This window comes from Candidatus Viadribacter manganicus (assembly GCF_001679665.1).
Taxonomy (GTDB): domain Bacteria; phylum Pseudomonadota; class Alphaproteobacteria; order Caulobacterales; family Aquidulcibacteraceae; genus Vitreimonas; species Vitreimonas manganica.
This window is the reverse complement of record NZ_CP013244.1, coordinates 3,041,457-3,063,678: the sequence shown is the minus strand read 5'-3', so window position 1 is coordinate 3,063,678 and position 22,222 is coordinate 3,041,457. Positions and strand designations below refer to the sequence as shown.

At 61.6% G+C, this 22,222-nt stretch carries 27 protein-coding genes and 1 other RNA gene; 11 read left to right on the top strand and 17 right to left on the bottom strand.

The window, feature by feature from the left end; all coding sequences use genetic code 11:
* Positions 1-59 precede the first annotated feature (59 nt).
* From ATE48_RS15715 to ATE48_RS15705, 3 genes are all read right to left on the bottom strand, one after another.
* On the bottom strand, positions 60-971 hold the full coding sequence (locus ATE48_RS15715; RefSeq protein WP_066775238.1) for an SMP-30/gluconolactonase/LRE family protein: 912 nt from the start codon (positions 969-971) through the stop codon (positions 60-62).
* A 71-nt stretch (positions 972-1,042) separates the two neighbouring features.
* Positions 1,043-1,759, bottom strand: coding sequence for a cytochrome b/b6 domain-containing protein (locus tag ATE48_RS15710; RefSeq protein WP_066773101.1), 717 nt, complete (start codon positions 1,757-1,759; stop codon positions 1,043-1,045).
* A 128-nt stretch (positions 1,760-1,887) separates the two neighbouring features.
* Complete coding sequence (locus tag ATE48_RS15705; RefSeq protein WP_066773099.1) at positions 1,888-2,394, bottom strand: dihydrofolate reductase; 507 nt, start codon at positions 2,392-2,394, stop codon at positions 1,888-1,890.
* Positions 2,395-2,445: 51 nt separating this feature from the next.
* On the opposite strand from ATE48_RS15705, the gene ATE48_RS15700 reads away from it, so the two are divergent.
* The gene (locus tag ATE48_RS15700) at positions 2,446-3,021 is read left to right on the top strand and encodes a hypothetical protein (RefSeq protein WP_066773097.1); all 576 of its coding nucleotides are present in this window, start codon (positions 2,446-2,448) and stop codon (positions 3,019-3,021) included.
* On the opposite strand, the gene ATE48_RS15695 is transcribed toward ATE48_RS15700, so the two are convergent.
* Positions 3,018-3,680, bottom strand: coding sequence for a spermidine synthase (locus ATE48_RS15695; RefSeq protein ID WP_066773091.1), 663 nt, complete (start codon positions 3,678-3,680; stop codon positions 3,018-3,020). The two genes, ATE48_RS15700 and ATE48_RS15695, sit on opposite strands and share 4 nt — an antisense overlap.
* Between ATE48_RS15695 and ATE48_RS15690 the strand changes: the two genes are divergently transcribed.
* Positions 3,679-4,284, top strand: coding sequence for a hypothetical protein (locus ATE48_RS15690; RefSeq protein WP_156767810.1), 606 nt, complete (start codon positions 3,679-3,681; stop codon positions 4,282-4,284). The genes ATE48_RS15695 and ATE48_RS15690 overlap by 2 nt on opposite strands.
* A gap of 832 nt (positions 4,285-5,116) precedes the next feature.
* Here the strand turns inward: ATE48_RS15690 and ATE48_RS15680 are convergent.
* From ATE48_RS15680 to ATE48_RS15665, 4 genes are all read right to left on the bottom strand, one after another.
* A complete protein-coding gene (locus ATE48_RS15680) occupies positions 5,117-5,971 on the bottom strand; it encodes a thymidylate synthase (protein WP_083197399.1) in 855 nt (284 codons plus the stop codon).
* Between the two features lie 88 nt (positions 5,972-6,059).
* On the bottom strand, positions 6,060-6,848 hold the full coding sequence (locus ATE48_RS15675) for a DUF2459 domain-containing protein (RefSeq protein ID WP_083197398.1): 789 nt from the start codon (positions 6,846-6,848) through the stop codon (positions 6,060-6,062).
* Positions 6,806-7,519 carry an aquaporin gene (locus tag ATE48_RS15670; protein WP_066775233.1) on the bottom strand — a complete coding sequence of 238 codons (714 nt, stop codon included), beginning with the start codon at positions 7,517-7,519 and terminating at the stop codon, positions 6,806-6,808. The genes ATE48_RS15675 and ATE48_RS15670 overlap by 43 nt, the downstream gene beginning before the upstream one ends.
* 85 nt (positions 7,520-7,604) lie before the next feature.
* Complete coding sequence (locus ATE48_RS15665; protein WP_066773083.1) at positions 7,605-8,198, bottom strand: DUF6891 domain-containing protein; 594 nt, start codon at positions 8,196-8,198, stop codon at positions 7,605-7,607.
* A gap of 39 nt (positions 8,199-8,237) precedes the next feature.
* Here ATE48_RS15665 and ssrA point away from each other — a divergent pair.
* Both ssrA and ATE48_RS15655 read left to right on the top strand, forming a co-directional pair.
* Positions 8,238-8,633: a transfer-messenger RNA gene (ssrA, locus tag ATE48_RS15660) on the top strand.
* A gap of 316 nt (positions 8,634-8,949) precedes the next feature.
* Positions 8,950-9,447, top strand: coding sequence for an SspB family protein (locus ATE48_RS15655; protein ID WP_228126653.1), 498 nt, complete (start codon positions 8,950-8,952; stop codon positions 9,445-9,447).
* A gap of 78 nt (positions 9,448-9,525) precedes the next feature.
* Here ATE48_RS15655 and ATE48_RS15650 read toward each other — a convergent pair whose 3' ends face one another.
* From ATE48_RS15650 to ATE48_RS15640, 3 genes are read right to left on the bottom strand one after another with little or no spacing between them, the layout of a single operon-like run.
* Positions 9,526-10,302, bottom strand: a complete 777-nt coding sequence (locus ATE48_RS15650; protein ID WP_066773082.1) for a glycosyltransferase family 2 protein — start codon at positions 10,300-10,302, stop codon at positions 9,526-9,528.
* Positions 10,303-10,314: 12 nt separating this feature from the next.
* Entirely contained in the window at positions 10,315-11,016 is a 702-nt protein-coding gene (locus ATE48_RS15645) for a CDP-alcohol phosphatidyltransferase family protein (RefSeq protein ID WP_066773081.1), read from the bottom strand.
* The gene (locus ATE48_RS15640) at positions 11,006-11,434 is read right to left on the bottom strand and encodes a hypothetical protein (RefSeq protein WP_066773080.1); all 429 of its coding nucleotides are present in this window, start codon (positions 11,432-11,434) and stop codon (positions 11,006-11,008) included. The genes ATE48_RS15645 and ATE48_RS15640 overlap by 11 nt, the downstream gene beginning before the upstream one ends.
* Before the next feature lie 33 nt (positions 11,435-11,467).
* On the opposite strand from ATE48_RS15640, the gene ATE48_RS15635 reads away from it, so the two are divergent.
* Positions 11,468-12,454: a phosphatidate cytidylyltransferase gene (locus ATE48_RS15635; RefSeq protein WP_066773074.1), complete on the top strand. Its 987-nt coding sequence runs from the start codon at positions 11,468-11,470 to the stop codon at positions 12,452-12,454.
* Positions 12,454-13,095 (top strand): lysophospholipid acyltransferase family protein, encoded by a 642-nt coding sequence (locus ATE48_RS15630; RefSeq protein WP_066773072.1) that lies wholly within the window; start codon positions 12,454-12,456, stop codon positions 13,093-13,095. The genes ATE48_RS15635 and ATE48_RS15630 overlap by 1 nt, the downstream gene beginning before the upstream one ends.
* Before the next feature lie 104 nt (positions 13,096-13,199).
* Here ATE48_RS15630 and ATE48_RS15625 read toward each other — a convergent pair whose 3' ends face one another.
* On the bottom strand, positions 13,200-13,913 hold the full coding sequence (locus ATE48_RS15625; protein ID WP_156767809.1) for a hypothetical protein: 714 nt from the start codon (positions 13,911-13,913) through the stop codon (positions 13,200-13,202).
* Between the two features lie 80 nt (positions 13,914-13,993).
* On the opposite strand from ATE48_RS15625, the gene ATE48_RS15620 reads away from it, so the two are divergent.
* Complete coding sequence (locus ATE48_RS15620) at positions 13,994-14,485, top strand: hypothetical protein (protein ID WP_156767808.1); 492 nt, start codon at positions 13,994-13,996, stop codon at positions 14,483-14,485.
* Here the strand turns inward: ATE48_RS15620 and ATE48_RS15615 are convergent.
* Positions 14,482-14,835, bottom strand: a complete 354-nt coding sequence (locus tag ATE48_RS15615) for a RusA family crossover junction endodeoxyribonuclease (protein ID WP_083197558.1) — start codon at positions 14,833-14,835, stop codon at positions 14,482-14,484. The genes ATE48_RS15620 and ATE48_RS15615 overlap by 4 nt on opposite strands.
* A gap of 79 nt (positions 14,836-14,914) precedes the next feature.
* Between ATE48_RS15615 and fumC the strand changes: the two genes are divergently transcribed.
* The 3 genes from fumC to ATE48_RS15600 all read left to right on the top strand — a co-directional run bounded on the left by fumC (position 14,915) and on the right by ATE48_RS15600 (position 16,919).
* Positions 14,915-16,300 carry a class II fumarate hydratase gene (fumC, locus tag ATE48_RS15610; RefSeq protein ID WP_066773064.1) on the top strand — a complete coding sequence of 462 codons (1,386 nt, stop codon included), beginning with the start codon at positions 14,915-14,917 and terminating at the stop codon, positions 16,298-16,300.
* A gap of 207 nt (positions 16,301-16,507) precedes the next feature.
* A complete protein-coding gene (locus tag ATE48_RS20485) occupies positions 16,508-16,693 on the top strand; it encodes a DUF4169 family protein (RefSeq protein WP_066773062.1) in 186 nt (61 codons plus the stop codon).
* Positions 16,686-16,919, top strand: a complete 234-nt coding sequence (locus ATE48_RS15600) for a ribbon-helix-helix domain-containing protein (RefSeq protein ID WP_066773061.1) — start codon at positions 16,686-16,688, stop codon at positions 16,917-16,919. Before ATE48_RS20485 ends, ATE48_RS15600 begins: the two co-directional genes overlap by 8 nt.
* A gap of 3 nt (positions 16,920-16,922) precedes the next feature.
* Here ATE48_RS15600 and ATE48_RS15595 read toward each other — a convergent pair whose 3' ends face one another.
* From ATE48_RS15595 to ATE48_RS15580, 4 genes are all read right to left on the bottom strand, one after another.
* Positions 16,923-17,957, bottom strand: coding sequence for a toll/interleukin-1 receptor domain-containing protein (locus tag ATE48_RS15595; RefSeq protein WP_066773059.1), 1,035 nt, complete (start codon positions 17,955-17,957; stop codon positions 16,923-16,925).
* A gap of 56 nt (positions 17,958-18,013) precedes the next feature.
* A complete protein-coding gene (locus ATE48_RS19475; RefSeq protein ID WP_083197397.1) occupies positions 18,014-18,913 on the bottom strand; it encodes a DUF805 domain-containing protein in 900 nt (299 codons plus the stop codon).
* A 77-nt stretch (positions 18,914-18,990) separates the two neighbouring features.
* Positions 18,991-19,173 (bottom strand): hypothetical protein, encoded by a 183-nt coding sequence (locus ATE48_RS15585; protein ID WP_066773057.1) that lies wholly within the window; start codon positions 19,171-19,173, stop codon positions 18,991-18,993.
* Between the two features lie 51 nt (positions 19,174-19,224).
* Positions 19,225-19,674 (bottom strand): hypothetical protein, encoded by a 450-nt coding sequence (locus ATE48_RS15580; protein WP_066773056.1) that lies wholly within the window; start codon positions 19,672-19,674, stop codon positions 19,225-19,227.
* Positions 19,675-19,797: 123 nt separating this feature from the next.
* Here ATE48_RS15580 and ATE48_RS15575 point away from each other — a divergent pair, with 123 nt between their 5' ends.
* Positions 19,798-22,182: an ATP-dependent helicase gene (locus ATE48_RS15575; protein ID WP_083197396.1), complete on the top strand. Its 2,385-nt coding sequence runs from the start codon at positions 19,798-19,800 to the stop codon at positions 22,180-22,182.
* The last annotated feature ends 40 nt before the right edge of the window (positions 22,183-22,222 follow it).

The window sequence follows — 22,222 nt, the reverse complement described above, 5'->3', positions numbered from 1 at the left end:
AACGCTTCCCGGCCTTGAGTCGAGATCCAGGGGCAAACACTGCGCGCTTCAGCGTGTGACTAGTACGGCGCGAAATTCAACTTCAATCCGGGTTCCGGCCAGCGGGCCTTGATCAATTGGCCGGTGGCGGAGAGCGTGATGTAGGCGTCGCGCATGTCGGCGCCGCCGAAGGCGATGTTGGTGACAATCGGATCCGGGAACATGGTGTGCGTGGAAACACCGGCCGGAGTGATCGTGGTGATGCCGCCGTTGAGGATGGTTGCTACGCACACAGCGCCGTTGGCTTGCACGGCTAGGCTATCGAAGAAGCAGTGATACGGCTGCACGGCGATGCAGCGGCCGATGGCGCCCAGTGGACCAGGGGCGACTTCGCCTTCGCCGGTGATGTCGAACGCCCAGAGCTTTCCGGTGTCGGTTTCGGCGCCGTAGACGACCTTTTCATCGGGCGAGAGGCCAATGCCGTTGATGCCGGAAGCGCCATAGGCCGCCTCTTTGATCAGCGAGCCATCGGTTTTGCAGAAATAGACGCCGCCGCGATCGATCGAGCGCGCGTAGGTTTTGCCGAGATCACTGAACCAGATATTGCCGGCTTTATCGAAGACGAGGTCGTTAGGACCACTGAGCTTGAACTCTCCGATTTTGTCGTAGAGGCGCTCGACTTTGCCGGTGTTGAGATCAACACGCTCGATGCGGCCAGTGACGTAATCATGCGCGGCGTGACCGGGGATCGTGAGCCCGCCCATGTCGTGATATTCAAAGCCGCCATTATTGGTGATGTAAACTGCGCCGTCAGGGCCGAGTGCCGCACCGTTGGGGCCGCCGCCAATATTGGCGATGACTTCCTGCCTGCCCTTCCACACGCGCGTCAGCGTCTTGCGTTTGATCTCAACCAAAATGACGCTGCCGTCTGGCATGACGATTGGGCCTTCGGGAAATTGAAGGCCAGTGGCGATGACTTCGAAATCTGACATGGGCGCGAGCATAGCGTTCGCGTCGCGCCCCGCCAGTGGTTAGCGGCTCGGTGCCGTACGGTGAAGCGGAGCTAATCCTCCTCGTAGCCCTCGTGAGCCTCGGTCTCGCCGCCAGCGCCGCCTCCGCCTTGCATCGGCTGAGATACAAGCCAGAAGCTGGTGAGGGCGCCGACTGAGAGCGCAACCACGAGCGCCATGAGGCCGGCGCGTTTGGCGTCATCTCCTGGCTCGTCGGCGCGGCGGGATTTCGCGCCAGTCACCATTGCAGGAACCAGTGCGTCGCGTGCTTTGAAGCTTTCCACAAAGACGCCGAGCAGGTGGATCGCAACCAGCGCCTGCAAGACACGGAACAGCACTTCATGTTGCTCCGAAAGCTCTAGCCCCCAGAGCCCGACGAACGGACCACCCATGCCATCGTCACCGCTGAAGAGCCCGGTGATCACGACCGCGCTGACGACAGCGAGCAGCAAAAAGACGGCCACGCCACCCAATGGATTGTGGCCCATGTGCCGCTTGGGTTGCGCGGAAAAAAGGTCGCGAACGTGTGCGACGATCGCGTTTGGGCCAGCTGCGAAATCAGCGAAGCGAGAGCGCTCGCCGCCGATGAAGCCCCAGAGCACACGGAACACAATAAGACCAGCTATGGCCTCGCCCGCGTAGCGGTGAATGAGGGCGGCGGCGCCCTCCTCTTCGCCCGAGAACCAAGCGACCAGGATCAGCGCGAATAGAGCCCAGTGAAAAAGTCTGGTCGGCAAATCCCAGACGCGAACGATTCGTTCGTTAGACATGACAGCATTCCTCGCTGCTCTAAAGCAGAGCAAGGAGCGTATGCGCGAGGGAACCTGACACTTCGCTGGCGCTCAATGTCAGAGATGCGTCAGTTGCGAGTGCGTTTCACCCTCGCAAGCAAAGCGCTTCATCGTTCGAGCACGTGCACGACAAAATCGGCATCATCCTTCTCGCCGCGCGCCACCGCCTCGCGGCTGACCTCGCGCCAGAGCGAAAGATCGAGGTCGAGATAGGCATCGCCTTCTGGCGCGAGATTGACTTCGGTAAGGACGATGCGGCCCGCTTGCGCCAGCACGGCGTTATAAAGCTGCGCACCGCCGATCACGCAGGCTTCATCTACACCCGCTGCTTCCGCCATAGCGTGCGCAGCGCCAATCATGGCGGCAAGATCGGTGTAGACCCAGGCGCCATCGGCTTTGAAATCTGCGTCGTGGGTAAGGACGAGATTCTGGCGTCCAGGCAACGGTTTGCGCGGCAACGAATCCCAGGTCTTGCGGCCCATCAAAACCGGCTTTCCCATGGTCGCGGCCTTGAAGCGTTTCATGTCGGAACTCAGCCGCCACGGCAGACCGCCATCGCGTCCGATCACGCCATTTTTCGCAACAGCAACGACAAGGGTAAGTTTCGGCTTCACGTCGCCCTTCTAGCCTTGGCGCCTTGGCGCGTCATCCGTAAGGATGCAGGCATGCCACGTAATCTTGTTCTTTACGGCCTCGCCGTCATCGCCGGCGTCATTGGGTACACACTTTTGCGCTCTCTGGTGGGCGGCGAGATCATGGCGATCTTTGCGCTCGTCGTCGCCGTGGTCGCGGTCGTTATCGTGGTGCGCAATCTGCAGACGAACCGCAATGTAGCACAAGCAACGCCGCAGGAGCGCGAGCAAGCATTGACGTTCGCGCCGGTCGCCGGAAAAGGCGTGCTCTACATTTTCCGCAATCAGTTCGTCGGGCGCGCGGTCGGCATCAATGTTCTGATCGATGGACGCGAAGTTGCGCAGCTGAAGAGCCCGCGCTTTACGCGCCTGTTGCTGACGCCCGGATCGCATCGGCTTGCTGGCTACACCGGCACGAACAAGGCCCCGGCGCCAGGCGAAGACCTCGAACTCATCGCCAATGCGGGCGAGGTCTATGTCTGCAAGTGCGAGGTCGAGCCGCAAATGATCGGCGTCACCATCAAATACACGCCGCTGCCGCTGGATGCCGGACGCACCGAAGTGAAGAAGATCACGCGCATGGTCACGCCGGACGTGGGCGATATCTAACGCGCAAACCAGATGATGTGGCGCGCGCCTTTGCCGCCGCGTCCTGCGCGCACCATAACCTCTTCGACCTGAAAGCCTGCATGCTTCAAGCGGCGCGCAAAACGTTCGTCGGGCGCGGCGGACCAAATAGCCAGCGCACCATTGGGCTTCAGCGCCCGCTTCGCTTCCTGCAGGCCGAGCAGCGAGTAGATGTGATTATTATCCGCGCGCGTAAGCCCGTCCGGGCCGTTGTCGACATCCAGCAGGATCGCATCAAAACGACACTCGGAAGCGGCGATGGCTCTTGAAACATCGCGCATCACAAGCTCGACGCGCGGATCATCGAGGCAGCCGGCGGTGAGCGCCGCCATTGGGCCTCGCGCCCAGTCGATAATTTCCGGCACCAACTCAACAACGGTGCACCGTGCTTGCGGGCCGAGACGCGCCAGCGCGGCGCGGAGCGTAAACCCCATGCCGTAGCCGCCAACCAGCAAATGCGGCGCCTCGGTTTGCAAACGATCGCACGTGAGCAGCGCCAGCGCCTCTTCGGAGCCACTCAACCGGCTCGACATTAGCTCGTTAGCGCCGAGGGCGATGATGAAATCGGTGTCGCGCTTGTAGAGGCGCAGCTCCCCGCCATCAGGAATTTGCGCCGTCGCCAGTAGTTCGCGGGGTTTCATGGCGCCCTCCTACGCTCTCCGCTCGACCTTGGGGAGAGACTTCAGTGCTCTGGCGCACAACACTACGCGCTGGAACAGAAACGATCTCACTCCATACGTGCGCGCTGGCAAAGCTCTGGGTTTAACTCAGCACGAGGGACGTATACTTGCGCTTGCCTTCCAAAGCGGCGGCGTGCGCTGCAACGCGCAGCTTGTGGGCGCTACGGTTTCGATCAGCGCGCGGCTGCCGATCACACCTGATGCGACCCGCGGCGGTTACGCCAACATCGATGTGCTGATCGACGGCGTTTCAGCCGACGCCCAATCACTTCGCGTCACAGACGGGCATGTCTTCGTCAACCGCCTCGTCAACGTCACCGGCGCGAGCGGCACGCATACGCTGGTCTTCGTGCTCGACAATGAAGTGCGCTCAGCTCCGCAGACATTCTCGCACGCGTGCATTGCAAGCACGCCGACCTCAGCCGCACGCCGGACTCGCGTGGCAATCTCAACAACGTGCTTGCTGGCGCGATCATGGGCAATGACGAGTGAGATTATGGCGGCGCGATCATCCGCTACACCGACCCCGCGGGCGTTGAACGCATCCTCTATAGTGACCGCTTAAGGTTTACGTGCCGACCCCGCGTCAGTTCTTCGCCAACGGCGATGGACAGAACGAAGTGATCGCAGGTCGCTGATGATCTTGCGGTGCATCCGGGATGCATTTCACATCCTACAATTGGTTTGCGCTCTGGATCGACCTTCTGATCTTCGTGCTCGGCGTTTTCCTCGGTACGCAGGTCAGCAATTGGAACGACGCGCGCGCCGATCGCGGCCTTGTCGTTGGGCGCCTCTCAAAGCTTACCGAAGACCTCCGTTCGCATCTCAGATCGCACAATGCGCTCTACGACTCCGCCCTCGGCCGCATCGCAGCCGTGGACTTCATCTACGATCAGGCCTTCCACCAGCGATGGCCGCAAAGGCTCGGTCTCTCGACAAAGGCCTGGGACGCACCAACGGCTCCCCCGATCACTGAGCATCGGCTTGACCACATTATGGGCTACCGCGATCTCGTGCCCGTCAACCTTGGATCACGGCAAGCGTATGATTCACTGATCAGCTCCGGCCACATGGGCATGATCGAGAACAGAGAATTGGCGCGTAATATCCAAGAATATTACTCACAGTATGACGATACGATCGAAGCGAGCCTCGTATTTCGAGAGTTCCGAAACGATGGCGGTGTGAACGGCCTCTCGTCCGGCGTATCGTTGTTTGACGAGCGCCCAATCGCGGAGATCATCGCGCTCGCACGCCGCGACCAAAGGTTCGCCGCCTATCTCAGAAGCCAGCGCGAATGGGCCATCCTCCACGCGAACCTGCTCACTCGGTTGAAGACCGAGACTGAAGCGCTGCTGAGTGAGATAGAGGCCGAACGAGCGCAGCTCTCCTGGCGACTAAACCGCGATTGGCGCTTTGATACCCGGATGCGCGGTGTAACCTTCGAGTTTGAAGTCGCCGTACTCGAACGCGAAGATGTCTTTGCGCTCGGGATTGATCAGCATTTGCGGCGGCGCGAATGGCGCGCGCGAAAGCTGTAAGCGCGCTTGATCGAAATGGTTGTGATAGAGGTGCGCGTCGCCGAAGGTGTGGACGAATTCGCCGGGCTTTAGGCCCGTCACCTGCGCCATCATTTGCGTGAGCAGCGCGTAACTAGCGATGTTGAACGGCACGCCGAGAAAGACGTCGGCGCTACGTTGGTAGAGCTGACAGCTCAGCTTTCCGTCGGCGACGAAAAACTGGAACAGGCAATGGCACGGCGGCAGCGCCATTTGATCGACCTCTGCCGGATTCCAGGCGCTGACGATGTGCCGGCGTGAATTCGGGTTGTTCTTGACCGAGGTCACGACGTTGGCGATCTGATCGATGACGCGACCGTCCTTGGTTTCCCACGAGCGCCATTGCTTGCCGTAGACGGGGCCGAGTTCACCTTCCTCGTTGGCCCATTCGTCCCAGATCGTGACGCCCTGCTCTTGCAGCCAGCGCACGTTGCTATCGCCGCGCAGGAACCAGAGCAGTTCGAGGATGATGCTCTTCAGGTGCACCTTCTTGGTGGTGAGCAGCGGGAAGCCTTCGCTCAAATCGAAGCGGAGCTGGCGGCCGAACACGCCGCGCGTGCCGGTGCCTGTGCGGTCGCCGCGGTCGACGCCGTTTTTGAGGATGTCGTCCAGGAGGCCAAGATAGGCGGCGTCGGCTTGGGACGGGTTCGCAATGAACTCGTTGGTTTTCTGGGGGCCCGCTTCTGCGCTCATCGGGCCAATATGGGCCGACTCGGCGCGGAGTTCATCACACCTACCCATCACCGCATTGGCCGGCAGGCCAAGTCCGGGGCCTATACACTCAAAGCGTTGTGGCTATGGGCCCCTGACCCGTCGCTTCGCGCCGTTCCGGGGATGGGTGTGAGTTATTTCCGGAGACAACGGCGCAGCTTGTCGGATGAACTTTGCGCACCTGGCGGATGAGCGGGCCGGCTAACCAGGCGGCTCGGGCGTTGACGTTGACGCCAGCGGCGCGGAGCGCGCGGGCCATCCATTGGTTGCACACCTGCAGCAAATGAAACGAACCGCGCGAGCGCAGAAACGAGGAACGGCCAACGACTTTGCCATCGCTGGTGCGGATCGGATTGCCGGCGCTGCCGAGCACCAGGAAGCGATCGATGAAGGCAACGAAGCGGCGCGCGCCTTCGTGGCTCACAGCGATGCCGGTGTCGTCGTTCGGGCTGAGGTAAACGCTGGACGGGCCTGCATTGTAGGCGATGTGAAAGACGCTGGCGCTCGGCGGGATGAGCGCGTCGAGACCAATCATGAGATCCGTGCCGTCGGACAAATAGAAGGCCTGATCGCCCCAACCGATCAAGAAGCTCTCGGCGTCTGGGTACAAGCGGCGCAGCGGATGATCTTCGGGGAAGATGCTGGCCGGCGCGCCGATGTCGCTGTGATAGCCGTTCGAATAGATATGCAGTTCAACGCAATCGCTGGCGCTCGGCTGCGGTACATTCGGTCCGGGCATCGGCGCGTAGAGATACGCGAAGATGCCAACGGCGATGAGCGTGAGCGTCGCCGCCAAGGGGCGGCGACTGAGCGCGCTTAGGCTTCGTCCGCCGTCAGTAGTCTCACCCGGAACGCCCATCCAGCCAGCCCCGCCCCTAACATCGGCGCGACGATGAACAGCCAAAGCTGCATCAGCGCGTCACCCAACACCCATACAGCAGGTCCAAGTGAGCGTGCAGGGTTCACCGAAACGCCGGTGACCTGGATGCCGACAATGTGGATCGCAACCAGCGTAAGCCCGATGGCGAGGCCGGCAAATTGGGGGGCCGCATTGCGCTGGGTCACGCCCAGGATAACGACGACAAAGATGAAAGTCGCCACCACTTCAAAGACGGCGCCCGAAATCAGGCTGTAATCGCCGGGCGAGCCCTGGTTCGAGACAGCGTCGCGGACGCCGTAGCCATTTTGACCCAAACCAGTCTCGGCAAGTGAATAATCCGGCGCGCCGGACGCGATCAGCAACAACACGCCTGCGCCAACGACGGCGCCCAGACACTGCGCCGCCCAATAGCCGAGCATTTCGCCTGTCGGCATACGCCCGGCGATCCAGGCGCCGAAGCTGACAGCAGGATTGACGTGGCAGCCGCTCACCGGGCCGATGCCGTAAGCCATCGCGACGATGGCGAGGCCGAACGCCCAGGCGATGCCGTCCTGACCGATGATGCCGAAGCCCGCGAGCACGGCGGAGCCGCAACCGAACAGGACCAAAGTAAACGTGCCGATGAATTCCGCCGCTAGCTTCTTGGTCATGTTGGCCTCCGCTGCCACACGGACTTAAGCCGAGTCGCAGGCGCGGTCCGCTTCGTTCAGGCCAGATGGTTCGGAAGCGAGTTGACTAGAAACAGACTAGCCGCCGGCGCCATTCGAGCGGCACATGGATGCGCTGACTCCAAGCCCCGTTCCACTTCGGCTGCAGACCATGGCTTTGCAGCACGGAGACGATCTCGCGCGCGATGGTGAGCGCCGCGTCCTCACCGCCCTTCTCCGCGCCATAGTTCAGGAAAATGCCGTAGCCTTCGATGGCGCCTTCGGTGTCCTGCTGATGGTAAAAGGCGTAACCGCGCACTTTGAGGCCGCGCTGCTCGGCATCGTCGAGCTCTGCGCCGATTTCGGCAGCACCGCACGTGCCGCAGCAAGTGAAGTCCTGCCGGCAAACAATACCTGAGCTCTCAAGCTCTTCGAAGGCCTGATCGAGCCGGTCGCAATCGGTGCGATCGGACCAGGAGGCTTCAACGGTGCGCTGCTCGCTCCACAGACGATCAAGTTCCTTCGACGCGAATTCGCGGAGCGCGTCAGGATCGGCGCCCTCCTCGCAAATATCGTCAACGGCGAGCCAAATCTGGTCGCGCGGCTGGAACGCGCCGCGCACCATGGCTGTCAGCAAGGCTGAGATATCGCCGCGCAGATCTTGGTCGCTTTGCTTGGTCATCCGTCCGACTTTCCGGACAAATCTAGCGCCTCAGACCCGCGACTTCCATGTGGCGCGCCAGCGCCCTATATTACGACTCGTCCGGGCAACCGGACTATGGCGATAAACGCGCAGAGATAGGCGGATCGGACCCGGGTGCGATGCCCGGCGGCTCCACCAGCCTTCATGTTTCGAGGCCTCGGCTAAGGAGCGATTGAAGGGCGAACCTCGTTTGGGTTCGTGTTGAGGGGCCGAAATAGGATCGACGGACGTTGAAGGCTGTTGCTTTTGCTCGGGTGGTCCCGTCACAGGCCAAACAGCATAGTTGCAAACGACAACAACGCTGAGGAATTCGCCCTCGCTGCGTAAGCAGTGCGGAGTGTTCCGAACCTAAGTCCTACTGAGTAGCATCACTAGGCGGGGCCCCCCGGCGCCCGGCAACAGAAGCCGGGGATTTTCCCCCACTACCGCCCGACTCATCGTCAACATGCGTGTGCGCGTGGTCGCGCTTTGCGCGTATGCGGTGAGTTACTGTGTGTTTTTCCTTTACGACGCAAACGGTTGGAGAGTTATTCACAGAGTCGCTCGCGTTGCGCGCGAACGTGGAATGTCCTCGGCGTCATTTTTGCAGTGCGGATGCGAACTACAGTTCGTCGCAAACGTTTCGCCAGCCGACGTTGGAAACGTTGGTGTTTTCGCGCCCTGTGGATGAACAATTGACTGCCCGAAATGAGCCGGTAAGGGTTCTGCTGGGAGCCAAGGAGGGGCGGCTGTGGCCGACGATATGATCGGATACGAACAGCTCATGCAAGACGCGCTGCGCAGCGTTGTACGCGCAGCATTGCAGGAAGCAGCAAGCCCGCGCGGCCTGCCGGGCAAACATCATTTCTACATCACGTTCCGCACCCATGCGCCGGGCGTGATCATCCCGGATCATTTGCGCGCGCGCTATCCGGATGAAATGACGATCGTGCTCGAGCACCAGTTCTGGGATCTCGAAGTTTACGCAGATCGCTTCCGCGTGATCCTGAAGTTCTCGGGCCAACCGCAACCGATCACCATTCCGCTGCAAGCGATCACCCGCTTCTTCGATCCGAGCGTGAAGTTCGGCCTCCAGTTCGAGCAGCATGTGAACGACGAAGCGCGCATGGCCTCTGGCGATGACGCCGGCCACCCTGCGCCGCGCGAAACGCCTGCCGCCGAAGCGCCGTCAGCGCCGATCGCGAGCGACAACTCAGTCGTCAGCCTGGACGCGTTCCGCAAGAAGTGAGCGCGGCCTCGGTGCGATGAATTTACGGCGGCGCCCCAAGCGCCGCCGTTTTCATTTGCGTTTCTTGCTGCCGGATCGCTAGCGCGGCACTTCTCCGTATCGCGCAACCAAACGCTGAAGCTCCGCTTGCGATTGCGCCGCCGGTCCGGCCTGGGTCGCGATCTGCTCCATGCCGGCGTTAGCATGGCGCATGCGAACAACGAGCGGGTGCTTAAGTTCATGCTTGGCCAGCCCGATAGTCGACGCGTTCTGACGCACGATGTTGGCCAGGAACGGCCGGTCGCGCGCCATCTCCTCGGGCTCAAACGGCGCATTCGCGTCGACAACATGAATGCGCGCCGCACCATGCTCTCGAACGCGACCTAACCAGTCGCAATCGAAATGATACCGGTACGCATCGTCGAACTCGCCAACCTGTTCCCACAGCGCGCGCCGGAACAACCACGCCGACGGCGTTGCGCAATCGGAAACGAACAGCAGCGCACCGGATTCATCCACCTCGATTTCGTTCGTGGTTACCAAAGAGGCATGCGTGGCGAGATCGACCATAAGTTCCAAATAGTTCGGACACCATCGATCGTCGTCTTCAAGAATGGCAACAAAGGCGCCGGTGCTTTCGCGCATTGCCGCGTTCAACGCCGCCACTTGCGATTTTGCGTAACCTTCGACGAAGCGCACGCCGGGTTCGTCAACCAGCTCAGCGGGCGCGCGCTCGCCCAAATCGATCCCAACTATGATCTCCATGGGAAACTTTCCGACCACAGTCTGCGCGCGAACACTTTTCAGCGCTGCTTGAAGAAAGGCCGCCTGCCGCGGCTGCGTACGGGATGGAATAACGATGCTTAGGCTAGGCATAGACGGGCACGACTAACTCTTGCGCAAGAACTTCAGCGCGCGTGCGGTGCGGCTGAACACCGTGAGGATCGAGCCGAAGAGGACGAGCCAAAGGGCAAAGGCGATGAAAACGCCTTTGCCGCTATCGTTCACGGCGCCCCAATCGAGGATCGCGGCGGCGCCGGCGCCGATCTGCGGATCGAAGATCGAGACCAGCGCGAGCATCGTCATCCAGAACATGCGATGCGGCTTGGCCATAGGGCCGGAAAAGTCCGCCGGCGCGCCTGCGGCTTTGCCGACTTCGCGCACGTAGGCGGTCATCACCGCTGCAACAGCGGCGGCCCAGCCGAGCGTTGCGTCGAACATACCGGTGGCCGCGACGCCATAGCCGGCGCCAACGAGAATGAAGATATCGGCGAAGCGATCAGGCAATTCATTCCAGATCGGACCATCCGGCCCACCCTTCCCGGCTTCAACCGCAACCATGCCGTCGAGCATGTTGGCGAGCAGTCGCAGCTGGCAAAAGAGCGCGGCGCCGAGAAGCAAGATGACGCGATCGCCGCCTTCGCTGATGCCGCTCGCATAGAAGCACGCGCCTGCGAGCGCCGCGAAAACGATGCTTGTGAACGAGATGAAGTTCGGCGTGACGCCGGCCTTCGCCAGAACGCGCGTGAGATACTTCGCGTAGCCGCGATTGCGCTGACCGATGGGACGGCGGTTCTCTTCAACGACCATTGGCGGCTCTCCAGAGTCGCAGATTGTAGAGGATGGCGTAACTCGTCGATACCGTGAACGGGACGGCGATGGTGACGAGGATTTCGGGCGTGCCGGCGAGCGCGTGCGCTGTCGTCAGGATGGTGGCGATGGCGGTTGCGGTGACGAGCGGCGGCACGATTAAGGCGGAGACGTTGCGCCCACCTTCGGCGGCGCGAGCGCGAAAAAACATCGCGCTCATCCGCTCAAGCCCCTTTTTCAAGAAGAGCGTGAGCGTGCCTGAGATGAGCCCTTGCACGAAACCGGCGAGCAGCGCTTGCGCCAGTGGATAGTCGCGGTTTGCGAAGACGGCCCAGGCGCCCATCGCGATGAAGCCGAAGGCGACATGCACCAGCGTGCTCGACGCCATCTGCTCGCGGAACGATTTGGTCTGGCTCATTGACGCGCGCTCCAGCTGAGGTGAGATGACGCCATGAGTGGATTAAGCGTCTCGGGCGACAATTGGGCGTTCAACGTGCCCGAGCCATTGCTCTTTGGCTTCCTCGGCGTGCTCGCACTGCTCGTGCTCGGCACCCTCGCGGCATTCGTGTTGCCCGCGCTGCAGCCGGGAAAATGGAGCGATCTTGGCCCACGCATGCGCTCATGGTGGGTCATGGCCCTCCTCGTTGGCGGCGCGTTGCTGCTCGGCTGGCAAGTGACGGCGGTGCTGTTCGCGTTCATCTCGTTCCTGGCTTTGAAGGAATATCTGACGCTGGCGCCGACGCGGAAAGAGGATCGCCTGATCGTATTGCTGGCGTATCTGGCCGTAATTCTCAATTACGGACTGATCTTCGCCGATAGTTTGTTTGAAGACAGCTACCAAATCTATCTCGTCTTCACGCCGGTTTACGTCTTTCTCATTGCGGCGGCGGCGATGGCGTGGATTGGGCGGACCGACGGCTATCTCGCGACCGTGGGAATTGTGCATTGGGGCACAGTCGTCTGCGTCTACAATATCGGCTACATCGCCTACCTGATGCGGGTGCCGGACAATGAAGCGCCTGCGGGCGGCGCGGGGCTGGTGTTTTTCCTCATCTTCATCACCCAGCTGAACGACGTTGCGCAATATTGCTGGGGCAAAGCGTTCGGACGCACCAAAATCACGCCGAAAGTCTCGCCCAACAAAACCTGGGAAGGCGCGATCGGCGGCTGGCTGACGACGGCGGCAGTGTTCTTCTGGCTCGCGCCCTATTTCACGCCGCTCTCGCCCGTTCACGCCGCGATCCTTGGCATCATCTTGCCGATGTTCGGCTTCTTCGGCGACATCACCATGAGCGCGGTGAAGCGCGATATCGGTGTGAAGGACACCTCTCACCTCATTCCCGGCCATGGCGGCGTTCTGGACCGGCTCGACAGCCTCACATTCGCCGCGCCGGTTTACTTCCATCTGCTGGCCTATTTCGCCATCGAGCGGTTCTGATGCTGCAGACGCTACGTCGCTATGGATTGATGCTGGTGGTCCGCCCTGTGGCGCGGCTGCTGTTCGGCCTCGACGTCATCGGCAAAGAGAAGCTGCCAACCCAAGGCCCCGCCATCATCGCCGCCAATCACAACAGCCACGTCGATACAATCGTGATGCTGTGCCTCTTTCCCTCGAAACTGCTCGCCAAGGTGCGCCCGGTGGCGGCAGCGGATCACTTCGACAAGGGCGGCTTCGGCTCGTGGTTCTCGCGCAACATCGTCGGCATCATCCCAATCAAGCGCGGCGCGGCGTCGCGAACGGAAGACGTACTCGCCGGCGCAAAACAAGCACTGACGCGCGGCGAAATCCTGGTCGTATTTCCAGAAGGCTCGCGCGGTGAGCCCGAGGAGATGACGCGTTTCAAGACTGGCGTGGCGCGCCTCGTTGAGTTCTGCCCGACGGCGACGGTGACGCCGGTTTACTTGCAAGGCGCCGGGCGCTCGCTGCCGAAGAACGCAAAGCTCTTGGTGCCGTTCAACACCACGGCTGTAGTGGGCGATCCGCTGACCTGGACCGGCTCACATCACGGCTTCATCGACGAACTGCGCGCAAAGATCGAAGCGCTCAAGGCGCAAGCGCCACCGTTGAAGTGGAGCTAAGTCATGGGTGTCGCCGCCCTTCGATAGGCTAAGGGCGGCGCCCATTCAAACGCCAGCGCCAAAGTAGCGTCAGCCTGAGCCTGTCGAAGGCTGCGCGGGGCCCGTCACTTCCAGGGTTCAGATCGCGCCCACTCGCACAAAGATTGCGGGGGCGATTGCTGAGCGAAATCGGTGAGTGCGGCGGCGTCGTTAGTTTGGAGCCAAGCAAAGAACGTTTCCTGGCTCACGATCCAATCGCGCTTCGGCGCGGCGGCATCGTCGTTCCAGACGATCGGCGCCAAATTCTCATCGATCGCGACCGTGCTCAAAGTCGTGTTCATGATCTCGGAAGGGTGGCGATAGGCCGCCGGCGCAACAGCTTCGCCGCGCACCGCGAGCCGCGAGCCACGTGTTGCTTCTGAGACGCCGACATAGAATGGCAGAAAGCCGAGCGCGACGGTGCGGCAAAGCTCGTTCGGAAACCGTGTATCGTCATTAAAGATGTGCGCGGCAGGTTGCGCGCCGGCATAACGCACGAAGCTATCGACCCAGATATCCGCATAGCCATGGCGCTCGGGCCAAAGTTCTGCAAGGCGCGCTTGCAGAACGGCGTCTACGTCAGCACGGCCCTCTCTGCCCCAATCGGTGCCGATGGTTTTGAGCAGTGCGCGGTCCGATTGAATTCTCTTATCGACAGGTCGGCCAAGCACCGCCTCACTCAAGCGATAAACGTCCTTGGCAAAGGGAAGCACGACGCCCCCCGTCAACGACGCGGCTTTACGCGCGACGTAGCTTTTGCCGGAGCCCAGCATGCCGAGGAAGACGAGTCGAAATGGCATCTGCGGGACCTTATCACGCGACTCGGCGTTGCGGAGACAGTCAAAGCGCGGCAGGTTCGGCGCGGGTTTGGAAGAACACGATGCGGGCATTGGTTTTGGTTGCGGCGTTTGCGCTTTCTGCGTGCGGGCCGATGGTGGTCGGCGGCGGCGGTGGCGAGCAAACCGAAGCGGAAACAACAACCACAGCGCCTGCCACGCCCTCTGGACCGCCCGCGCAGGTGGCGATTGCGCCCGGTGAGCATCCTGAAGCGTGCGTCACCGAGACCGTCTTCCTGCCCAACGCACCGAGCGGCGCGAAGGTCTACTCGGTCGCCGGCGGAGATCCGGCAATCAACGGCCTCTACACCTACATCGCCGCTTACAATAACGAGCCTGGCGGCGGCTGGAACGTGTTCCAAATCGGCGACTTCAACAGCTGGAGCGTCGCTGAAGACCGCGGTTCGGAAATCGTGCTGGCCGTGAGCCGCTCGCAGATGGGCCAAAACGGCGACATTGAAACGCTGCAGGAGCGCTACATCGTCAGCGTGCCGGACGCCGACGACACCAGCATCACGATCACGCCCGCCACCTAGTCGCGGCGCACGGCGCGCACTGTGATGCGATCCCGCTCGCCAGGTTTGCGTTCACAGAGCAGTCGCGCGATCTGGCTGTCATCGAAGAAGAGGTGGCCTTTGAGCGCGTCCAGCAAGGCTTTGGCGAGATTGTCGAGGTCGAGCGTCGGCACCTCGCCGACATATTCCATGACGAGTTCGACCTCGAACTCGCCCCAGCGCGGGCGAATGGCGAATTCCTTGCGGAAGAATTCGTAGACCAGCGGCTTGTAATAGCGCGCCTGCGTGGTGACGCCGTCGATGGCGATCTCAGCCCCGCCGGCGATCTCGCGGGCGCGCACTTTGCCCCGGCCGGTCCAGTCCGACGCCATGTCACACACCTTCCGGGCTTGATCGCCATTAGCGGCGCCCATATCCCCTGCGGAGCTAGATTCAACAAGCGAGAGCGCCATGTCCACCCGCACCGAAACCGATACGTTTGGCCCGATCCAAGTCGAGAGCGACAAGTATTGGGGCGCACAGGCGCAACGCTCGCTGCAGAACTTCAAGATTGGCGAAGAGAAGATGCCGGCGCCGATCGTGCGCGCGCTCGGGATCGTCAAGCGCGCTGCGGCCGAAGCCAACATGGAGCTCGGCGGGCTGAACGCGGAGATCGGCCAAACGGTCGTAAAGGCCGCGCAGGAAGTGATCGAAGGCAAACTCAACGCGCACTTCCCGCTCGCCGTCTGGCAGACGGGCTCTGGCACGCAATCGAACATGAACGCCAACGAGGTGATCTCGAACCGCGCGATTGAAATGCTCGGCGGCGAGATGGGTTCGAAGAAGCCGGTGCACCCGAACGATCACGTCAACATGAGCCAATCATCGAACGATACTTTCCCGACTGCGATGCACATCGCCTGCGCCGAAGAGATCCAACATCGGCTGATCCCCGCCCTGCAGAAGCTGCGCAATGCACTGAACGACAAAGCGCAGGCCTGGAAGGACATCATCAAGATCGGCCGCACGCACACCCAGGATGCGACGCCGATCACATTGGGTCAGGAATTCTCCGGCTACGCGACTCAGATCGAGAACGGCATCGCCCGCATCGAACAGAGCATGCCGATGCTGATGCAGTTGGCGCAGGGCGGCACCGCCGTCGGCACCGGCCTCAACGCACCGATCGGTTTTGCTGAACGCGTCGCCGAGAAGATCGCGGCGATTACCCAAATGAAGTTCACCTCGGCGCCGAACAAGTTCGAGGCGCTGGCGGCGCACGATGCGATGGTGTTCAGCCACGGCGCCATCAACACGGTGGCCGCATCGCTGTTCAAGATCGCCAACGATATCCGGTTTCTGGGTTCAGGGCCCCGCTCGGGCCTCGGCGAACTGATGTTGCCCGAAAACGAGCCGGGCTCCTCAATTATGCCGGGCAAGGTGAACCCCACCCAGTGCGAAGCGCTGACGCAGGTCTGCGCGCAAGTGTTTGGCAATCACGCTGCGATCACGTTCGCCGGCGCCAGCGGTCACTTCGAATTGAACGTCTTCAATCCGGTTATGGCGTATAACTTCCTGCAAAGCGTAAGGCTGATTTCAGACAGCGCGGTGAGCTTCACCGACAATTGCGTCGTCGGCATCGAACCACGCCTCGACAACATCAAGGCAGGACTCGATCGCTCACTCATGCTGGTGACGGCGCTTGCGCCCAAGTATGGCTACGACCGCGCAGCAAAGATCGCCAAGACCGCGCATAAGAACGGAACAACGCTTCGTGACGAAGCGATCGAGGACGGAATTCCTGCAGAGGATTTCGATGTAATCGTGCGGCCGGAGAAAATGATCAACCCAGGCTGACACGTTCCGTTACACGCCTCACACGCGCGTGAAAAAGCCAGTATTACACTCACATTACACGCACCTCACATTGCTGACAGCGATGTAAATTTGCGATCACAGAAACAATGAGTTCCTCTCGTGCGAGGCGATGCGACGGCCTGTCGCCTGTAGATTGCTGCGCGAAAACGATTGTTTAACGCCGGTACTGGCCTACATCAGAACCGAATGGCTGAGATCGTGAACTTGCGGCGAGCGCGCAAACAAAAAGCGAGGACCGAAGCGGAAACCGAAGCCGCTGCAAATCGCTTAGCTCACGGACAGAGCAAAGCTTCGCGTAAGCTGACAAAGGCACAACAGGAGGCCGCAAAGCGGAACCTTGATGGACACAGGCGTAGTGACGACAATGACTGACACCAAAGGCGCGCTGCAAAAGCGCTCGATGCGTATTGCTGGACACCGCACATCGCTCGCGCTTGAAGCAGAGTTTTGGAGTGCGCTCGAAAAGATCGCGCGTGATCGCTCGATGACGCTACCCGTTCTCATCGCTTCGATCGATGAGCGCCGCGGCAAGAACACGCCGGAAGCTTCGCTTGCTTCCGCCGTTCGCGTGTTCGTTCTGGAAAACCGCCTGAGCTAGTCGCTATTGGCGCGGGCGTGCGTAGAGCGCGACCGCGTAATAGCACGGCGCGACCGTGCAGGCGTACATGTGCACCTGCAGATTGAACGCGCCTGTCGACGTCGGGATGACGCCGAAGTTCGGCTGACTCGACGTCGAGGTATCTTCGACGATTAAGCCGCCTGCGCCATCGAACAAGCGTAGGTCGAGATCCGAGCAATCGCGATCGCAAACACCGACAATTTGATATTCGTAGCCGACGGCCATCTGCGTCGGCACGTCCCAGGTTTGTCCGGGCTGCAGGCCGCCACTGAATGGTTGCCCGACCATCTGATAGCCTTGCTGACCGAGCGCGCCTGACGCCTGCTGCAATTGCGCGATGATGATCTGCTGCGGGTTCTGATCGCCAACCGGCTGCTGGGGTTGCGGCGGCGTCTGAACGGCGGGCGGATTGTATGCCGTCTGCTGCTGCGACTGCAGCATCGCGAAACTCGCAACACCGATGATCGCGGCGACGGCGACGCCGCTGGCGATCCACGCCCATGTCGACACGCCGCCACTCTTGGCGGGCGCTGGGGCGGACATCGCGGCTTGCGGCGCTTGGGGTGGCGGCGGCGGCGCAGCGCGCGGCGGCGCCGATGGCATTGGTTGCGACGGCGGGCGCGGCTCAGATTTTGTTGCGTTCATCACCGCATCGACGAAACGGCGCCAATGCGGGTGATCGGCTTCACCATTCCAACTTGAAAGATTAGCGGCCTGAACCTCGCCGAAGCCAAACGGTGGTTGCGCATTGTCGATCGTCACGGGGATGAGCACGCCTTTGTCACGGCCCATGCGCGCTTCTTCGCGCACCCATTGCGACTTGGTGGAGTTCTCGCTCCACAACACGATCAGTGCTTTCGATTGCGTCAGCTTCTGCTCGATGTAATCGGCCCAGGTTGTGCCTGGCGGGATCTCATTGTCCCAGAAGACGTCGAGCCCAGCCGCCGCGAGGCCCTTGGCGACCTGATCTGCGCGCGCGGTGTCCTCGCGTGCGTAAGACAGAAATACGTCGGCCATGTCCCCTCCTCAGAGCCGCTTTGTAGCAGGGCCCAAAGCCAGGATTCAAATGGCGATCACGCTGCTTTGGGGTCAGGGCCGTGCAGATTGGAACCCGGCTGACCCGGGATGAAGATGAAGACCAGCGCCGCAAGCCAGCCGATGTAAGGAACGCATACGAGCGCCGCGAGCCAGCCGCTTTGGCCGAAATCATGTGCGCGGCGGCTGGCGGCCGAAACCGTCGGCGCGATCAGCGCGAGGCCCGCGATCAGCGTGACGATGTAGGAGTTCTGGACGCCGGTGTACGGATCGATGCCGCCTATGCCGATGTCGACGAACGCCGAGACAAGGCCAACGAGAAACGCGAACACGAAGAACCAGCCGTACTCGGAACGACGCGCGCGGCCTTTGCCGTCAACGTAGAGCCGCAGGCACTTTTGGATGTAGCCGACGGGCGAGGACTTGTCGCGAGCCGCACTCTGATTTGCGCTCCAAGCTTGCTGCGCCGGCGGCGGCGTTTGCCAGCCGGTTTGTTGAGGCTGCGGCGCCGGAGGCGATGGCGGCGCTTGTGGCGCAGCGACGGGCTGTTGAGCACCGCGCGCCTTTGCAAATACCGCGTTGGCGAAGCGGCTCCATTGCGGATGATTGTAGTCACCGCCCCATTGCGAGAGGTCGGCCGCTTGCACGTCGCCAAATCCAAACGGCGGTTCGGCGACATCGAGTTTTGCAGGGATGAGCTTGCTGCGACCCATGCGCGCTTCTTCGCGCACCCACTGCGACTTGGTGGAATGCTGGCTCCACAACACAACGGCAGCGTTGCACTGCTGCAGCTTCGTCTCGATGTAATCGGCCCAAGTTTGGCCTGGGGGAATTTCATTGTCCCAAAAAACGCTGAGCCCCATCGCTTCCAAACCGCGCGCTACGCGCTCCGCCTGAACGCTGTCTTCGCGTGCGTACGAGATGAACACGTCGGACATGGTTTTCCCCGCTACAACCGAACCGCAGCAAGGCTTAGCAACGCGGCGCAAAACGCGCGACGGCTAAGAGGTTTCGGTTAGGAACCGAAGCTTGGGATAACTGTCGTTTGGGGATCCGGCATCGAGACGTCCCAACTGGCTTGCCGGTCTCCCGGCTGGGGCGAGAGGGCGGTGAACGCCATAACCGTGAGCGCCAGGACAAGCACCAAGGCCACCATTCCGGCGAGGGCGCCGATGCGATTTTCGTTGGCCTTGAACATCGTCGCCTCCTTTCAAGCTGAGACAACAGAGTGAGTAGGCGAAAGTTCCCGCTAGGGGCCGGATAAAGCAGCGCAGTACACCAATGCGGTTCCAGATTGCCACGGCCCACCGCTGATCATCATCGCGCGCGCGGATTCAGCGAATGACAGATGAATTGTTTGCGGTTCCGGCGGCGATTGCGCCGTGCACATCGCCTGAATGTCGTAACCGCGTTCGATCATGGTAACGCTCTGGAACTCGCAAGAGACTTCACCGCGCGTTGAGATGCGGTGTCCCTCGAAGCGCCAAGCCGGCTCGCGGCAACCTTCCGCGGTCGTGGCCCAGAGCCCGACATAACGCGGCGCGCTGGCGTCAGGCGCCGGCAGTGTGGACGCAAGCGCCTCCGCCTCTCCGACCTGCGCCGCCGCCTCGGGATCAGGTTCTGGCTCAGCCGGATCGGTGCAAGCAATCATGGCGAGGGATGCGGCGGCCACCGCCAGCCGGCACAACAGGTTGGACATGCGCATATCACCGCAACGACCAGAGCTCACGGCGGTTCCTGAGGCAGCACGGGGCTCGAAAACAGCGGCTTTCGGCACTACGTTCCCGGTTCGTGCTAGACTCGCACGACAACGGACGAATCGATGAGCGAAGAAGGCGAAATGCTGCCGATCTCGGTGCGCGCAGCTGCGGGCGCGCCGTACCTTGCCTCGCTCAATGCGGGGCAACGCGCCGCGGTCGAGGCGCTCGACGGTCCGGTGCTCGTGCTCGCCGGCGCGGGCACCGGCAAAACGCGCGTGCTGACGACACGGCTCGCGCATTTGCTAACCACCGGCAAGGCCAAGCCTTGGTCGGTGCTTGCGGTCACGTTCACGAACAAGGCCGCGCGCGAAATGCGCGAGCGCGTCGAGAAACTGCTCGGCCCTGGCGGCGGTGGCCTGCCATGGCTTGGCACCTTCCACTCGATCAGCGCGCGCATGCTGCGCACGCACGCAGAACTCGTCGGGCTCAAGAACAATTTCACGATCCTCGACACGGACGATCAGGTTCGCTTGTTGAAGCAGATCATCGACGCGGAAGGCGTCGACGAAAAGCGCTGGCCGGGGCGTCAACTCGCCGGCGTCATCGACGGCTGGAAGAACCGCGCGCTGACTCCTGAGAAAGTGCCGAAGAACGAAGGCTTCTCGTTCGCCGATGGCGGCGGCGCGAAACTCTACGCGATCTATCAGGCACGGCTGAAAATCCTGAACGCGTGCGACTTCGGCGATCTGCTGATGCACATGATCGATATTTTCCAGCGCTATCCGGACGTACTGGAAAATTATCACAAGAAGCTCAGCCACCTAATGGTGGACGAGTATCAGGACACCAACGTCGCGCAGTATCTGTGGCTGCGACTGCTGGCGCAAGCGCGGAAAAATCTCTGCGTCGTCGGCGATGACGATCAATCGATCTATGGTTGGCGCGGCGCCGAGGTCGACAACATCCTCCGCTTTGAGCACGATTTTCCGGGCGCCGAAGTCGTGCGGCTGGAGCAAAACTATCGCTCGACCGGCCACATTCTGGCGGCCGCGTCGCATCTCATCGCCAACAATCGCGGCCGCTTAGGCAAGACGCTCTTCACCGACGATGATCTGGGTCACCGCGTGAAGGTGCGCGGCGTCTGGGACGGCGAGGCCGAAGCACGCCTGATCGCGGACGACATCGAAGGCTGGCGGCAAAGCAATCGCTCATACGCCGATTGCGCGGTGCTGGTGCGCGCGGCCTGGCAGATGCGAGCCTTCGAAGAACGCTTCTTGATGCTACGCATTCCCTATAAGGTGATTGGCGGTCCGCGCTTCTTCGAACGCGCCGAAGTGCGCGACGTCCACGCTTATCTGCGCCTCATTCGCTCGGAGGACGACGACCTCGCCTTCGAGCGCATCGTCAATCAGCCAAAGCGCGGCATCGGCGAAGGCACGGTGCAAAAACTGCACGCCTACGCAGGCAAGCCGCTGGTGCGGTTCGTGACCGACAACGGCCCCCTCTTCGATCAGGACACGGGCGAAGTCGTCACCGAACAGCCTGAGCCGCCAGGCGGCGCGACGCGCTTTCGCACCCTGATCGGTGCGGCGCGTGAAATGGTTGTGACCGACGATCTGCCGCTGAAAGCGCGAACGGCGCTGCGCGCCTTCCTGGCCGATCTAGATCGCTGGCGAGAGCAAGCGCGCACAATAAGCCACGTCGAACTCGCCGAGATCGTCCTCGATGAAAGCGGCTACACGGAGATGTTGCGCCGAGACAAATCTCCGCAAGCGCAGACGCGGCTCGAAAACTTGAAGGAACTGGTCCAGTCCATGGGCCAGTACGACACACTCGAAGCCTATCTCGAACACGTCGCGCTGGTGCTCGATATCGAAAACGAGACCGACAGCGAGAACGTGCAACTCTCAACACTCCACGCCGCAAAGGGCTTGGAATTTCCGCTCGTCTTCTTACCTGGCTGGGAAGAGGAAGTTTTCCCCTCCAAACGCTCAATCGACGAGAGCGGCGAGAAGGGTTTGGAAGAAGAGCGCCGGCTGGCTTATGTCGGCATCACGCGAGCGCGTGAGAGTGCGCGGATTTCGTTCGTAGCAAACCGGCAAATTTACGGGCGCTGGCAGGTGGTGCTGCCCTCGCGCTTCATCGATGAATTGCCGAGCGCCAACGTCGATGCCGTGAGCGAGACCGGCTACGGCATGCAGCCGCCTGGCGTGCGCGACATGGCAGTCGAGCCCTTCACCTCGAGCTATCAATCGCCGGGCTGGCGGCGCGCGCAAGAACGCGGCGCGTTTCAAGGCAAGCCACCAATGATCGAAGGCGAGGCTCGCTTGGTGGCGCGCAGCGGCGGCGATGACTCAAGTTACAAACGCGGCGACCGCATCTTCCACCAAAAATTCGGCTACGGCCGCGTCAGCGACGTCGAAGGCAACAAGCTCACCGTGCAATTCGAGAAAGCCGGCGAAAAGCGCGTGATCGACAGCTTCGTCATTCCGGCGAGTGCGGCCTAGCCTCCGTTCCGTCACCTCACCAAAGGCGATGAACAACGGC

Bases quoted from the DNA above. Each gene is read 5' to 3' on its own strand.
- ATE48_RS15595 (WP_066773059.1), bottom strand. From the start codon at position 17,957: ATGGCCGACGTATTTCTGTCTTACGCACGCGAGGACACCGCGCGCGCA.
- ATE48_RS15700 (WP_066773097.1), top strand. From the start codon at position 2,446: ATGCCACGTAATCTTGTTCTTTACGGCCTCGCCGTCATCGCCGGCGTC.
- ATE48_RS15670 (WP_066775233.1), bottom strand. From the start codon at position 7,519: ATGACCAAGAAGCTAGCGGCGGAATTCATCGGCACGTTTACTTTGGTC.
- ATE48_RS15640 (WP_066773080.1), bottom strand. From the start codon at position 11,434: ATGAGCCAGACCAAATCGTTCCGCGAGCAGATGGCGTCGAGCACGCTG.
- ATE48_RS15650 (WP_066773082.1), bottom strand. From the start codon at position 10,302: ATGCCTAGCCTAAGCATCGTTATTCCATCCCGTACGCAGCCGCGGCAG.
- ATE48_RS20485 (WP_066773062.1), top strand. From the start codon at position 16,508: ATGGCTGAGATCGTGAACTTGCGGCGAGCGCGCAAACAAAAAGCGAGG.
- ATE48_RS15690 (WP_156767810.1), top strand. From the start codon at position 3,679: ATGGCGCCCTCCTACGCTCTCCGCTCGACCTTGGGGAGAGACTTCAGT.
- ATE48_RS15600 (WP_066773061.1), top strand. From the start codon at position 16,686: ATGACTGACACCAAAGGCGCGCTGCAAAAGCGCTCGATGCGTATTGCT.
- ATE48_RS15665 (WP_066773083.1), bottom strand. From the start codon at position 8,198: ATGACCAAGCAAAGCGACCAAGATCTGCGCGGCGATATCTCAGCCTTG.
- ATE48_RS15695 (WP_066773091.1), bottom strand. From the start codon at position 3,680: ATGAAACCCCGCGAACTACTGGCGACGGCGCAAATTCCTGATGGCGGG.
- ATE48_RS15715 (WP_066775238.1), bottom strand. From the start codon at position 971: ATGTCAGATTTCGAAGTCATCGCCACTGGCCTTCAATTTCCCGAAGGC.
- ATE48_RS15710 (WP_066773101.1), bottom strand. From the start codon at position 1,759: ATGTCTAACGAACGAATCGTTCGCGTCTGGGATTTGCCGACCAGACTT.
- ATE48_RS15645 (WP_066773081.1), bottom strand. From the start codon at position 11,016: ATGGTCGTTGAAGAGAACCGCCGTCCCATCGGTCAGCGCAATCGCGGC.
- ATE48_RS15680 (WP_083197399.1), bottom strand. From the start codon at position 5,971: ATGAGCGCAGAAGCGGGCCCCCAGAAAACCAACGAGTTCATTGCGAAC.
- ATE48_RS19475 (WP_083197397.1), bottom strand. From the start codon at position 18,913: ATGTCCGACGTGTTCATCTCGTACGCACGCGAAGACAGCGTTCAGGCG.
- ATE48_RS15620 (WP_156767808.1), top strand. From the start codon at position 13,994: ATGCGGGCATTGGTTTTGGTTGCGGCGTTTGCGCTTTCTGCGTGCGGG.
- ATE48_RS15580 (WP_066773056.1), bottom strand. From the start codon at position 19,674: ATGTCCAACCTGTTGTGCCGGCTGGCGGTGGCCGCCGCATCCCTCGCC.
- ATE48_RS15630 (WP_066773072.1), top strand. From the start codon at position 12,454: ATGCTGCAGACGCTACGTCGCTATGGATTGATGCTGGTGGTCCGCCCT.
- ATE48_RS15635 (WP_066773074.1), top strand. From the start codon at position 11,468: ATGAGTGGATTAAGCGTCTCGGGCGACAATTGGGCGTTCAACGTGCCC.
- ATE48_RS15675 (WP_083197398.1), bottom strand. From the start codon at position 6,848: ATGGGCGTTCCGGGTGAGACTACTGACGGCGGACGAAGCCTAAGCGCG.
- fumC (WP_066773064.1), top strand. From the start codon at position 14,915: ATGTCCACCCGCACCGAAACCGATACGTTTGGCCCGATCCAAGTCGAG.
- ATE48_RS15625 (WP_156767809.1), bottom strand. From the start codon at position 13,913: ATGCCATTTCGACTCGTCTTCCTCGGCATGCTGGGCTCCGGCAAAAGC.
- ATE48_RS15585 (WP_066773057.1), bottom strand. From the start codon at position 19,173: ATGTTCAAGGCCAACGAAAATCGCATCGGCGCCCTCGCCGGAATGGTG.
- ATE48_RS15575 (WP_083197396.1), top strand. From the start codon at position 19,798: ATGAGCGAAGAAGGCGAAATGCTGCCGATCTCGGTGCGCGCAGCTGCG.
- ATE48_RS15615 (WP_083197558.1), bottom strand. From the start codon at position 14,835: ATGGCGTCGGACTGGACCGGCCGGGGCAAAGTGCGCGCCCGCGAGATC.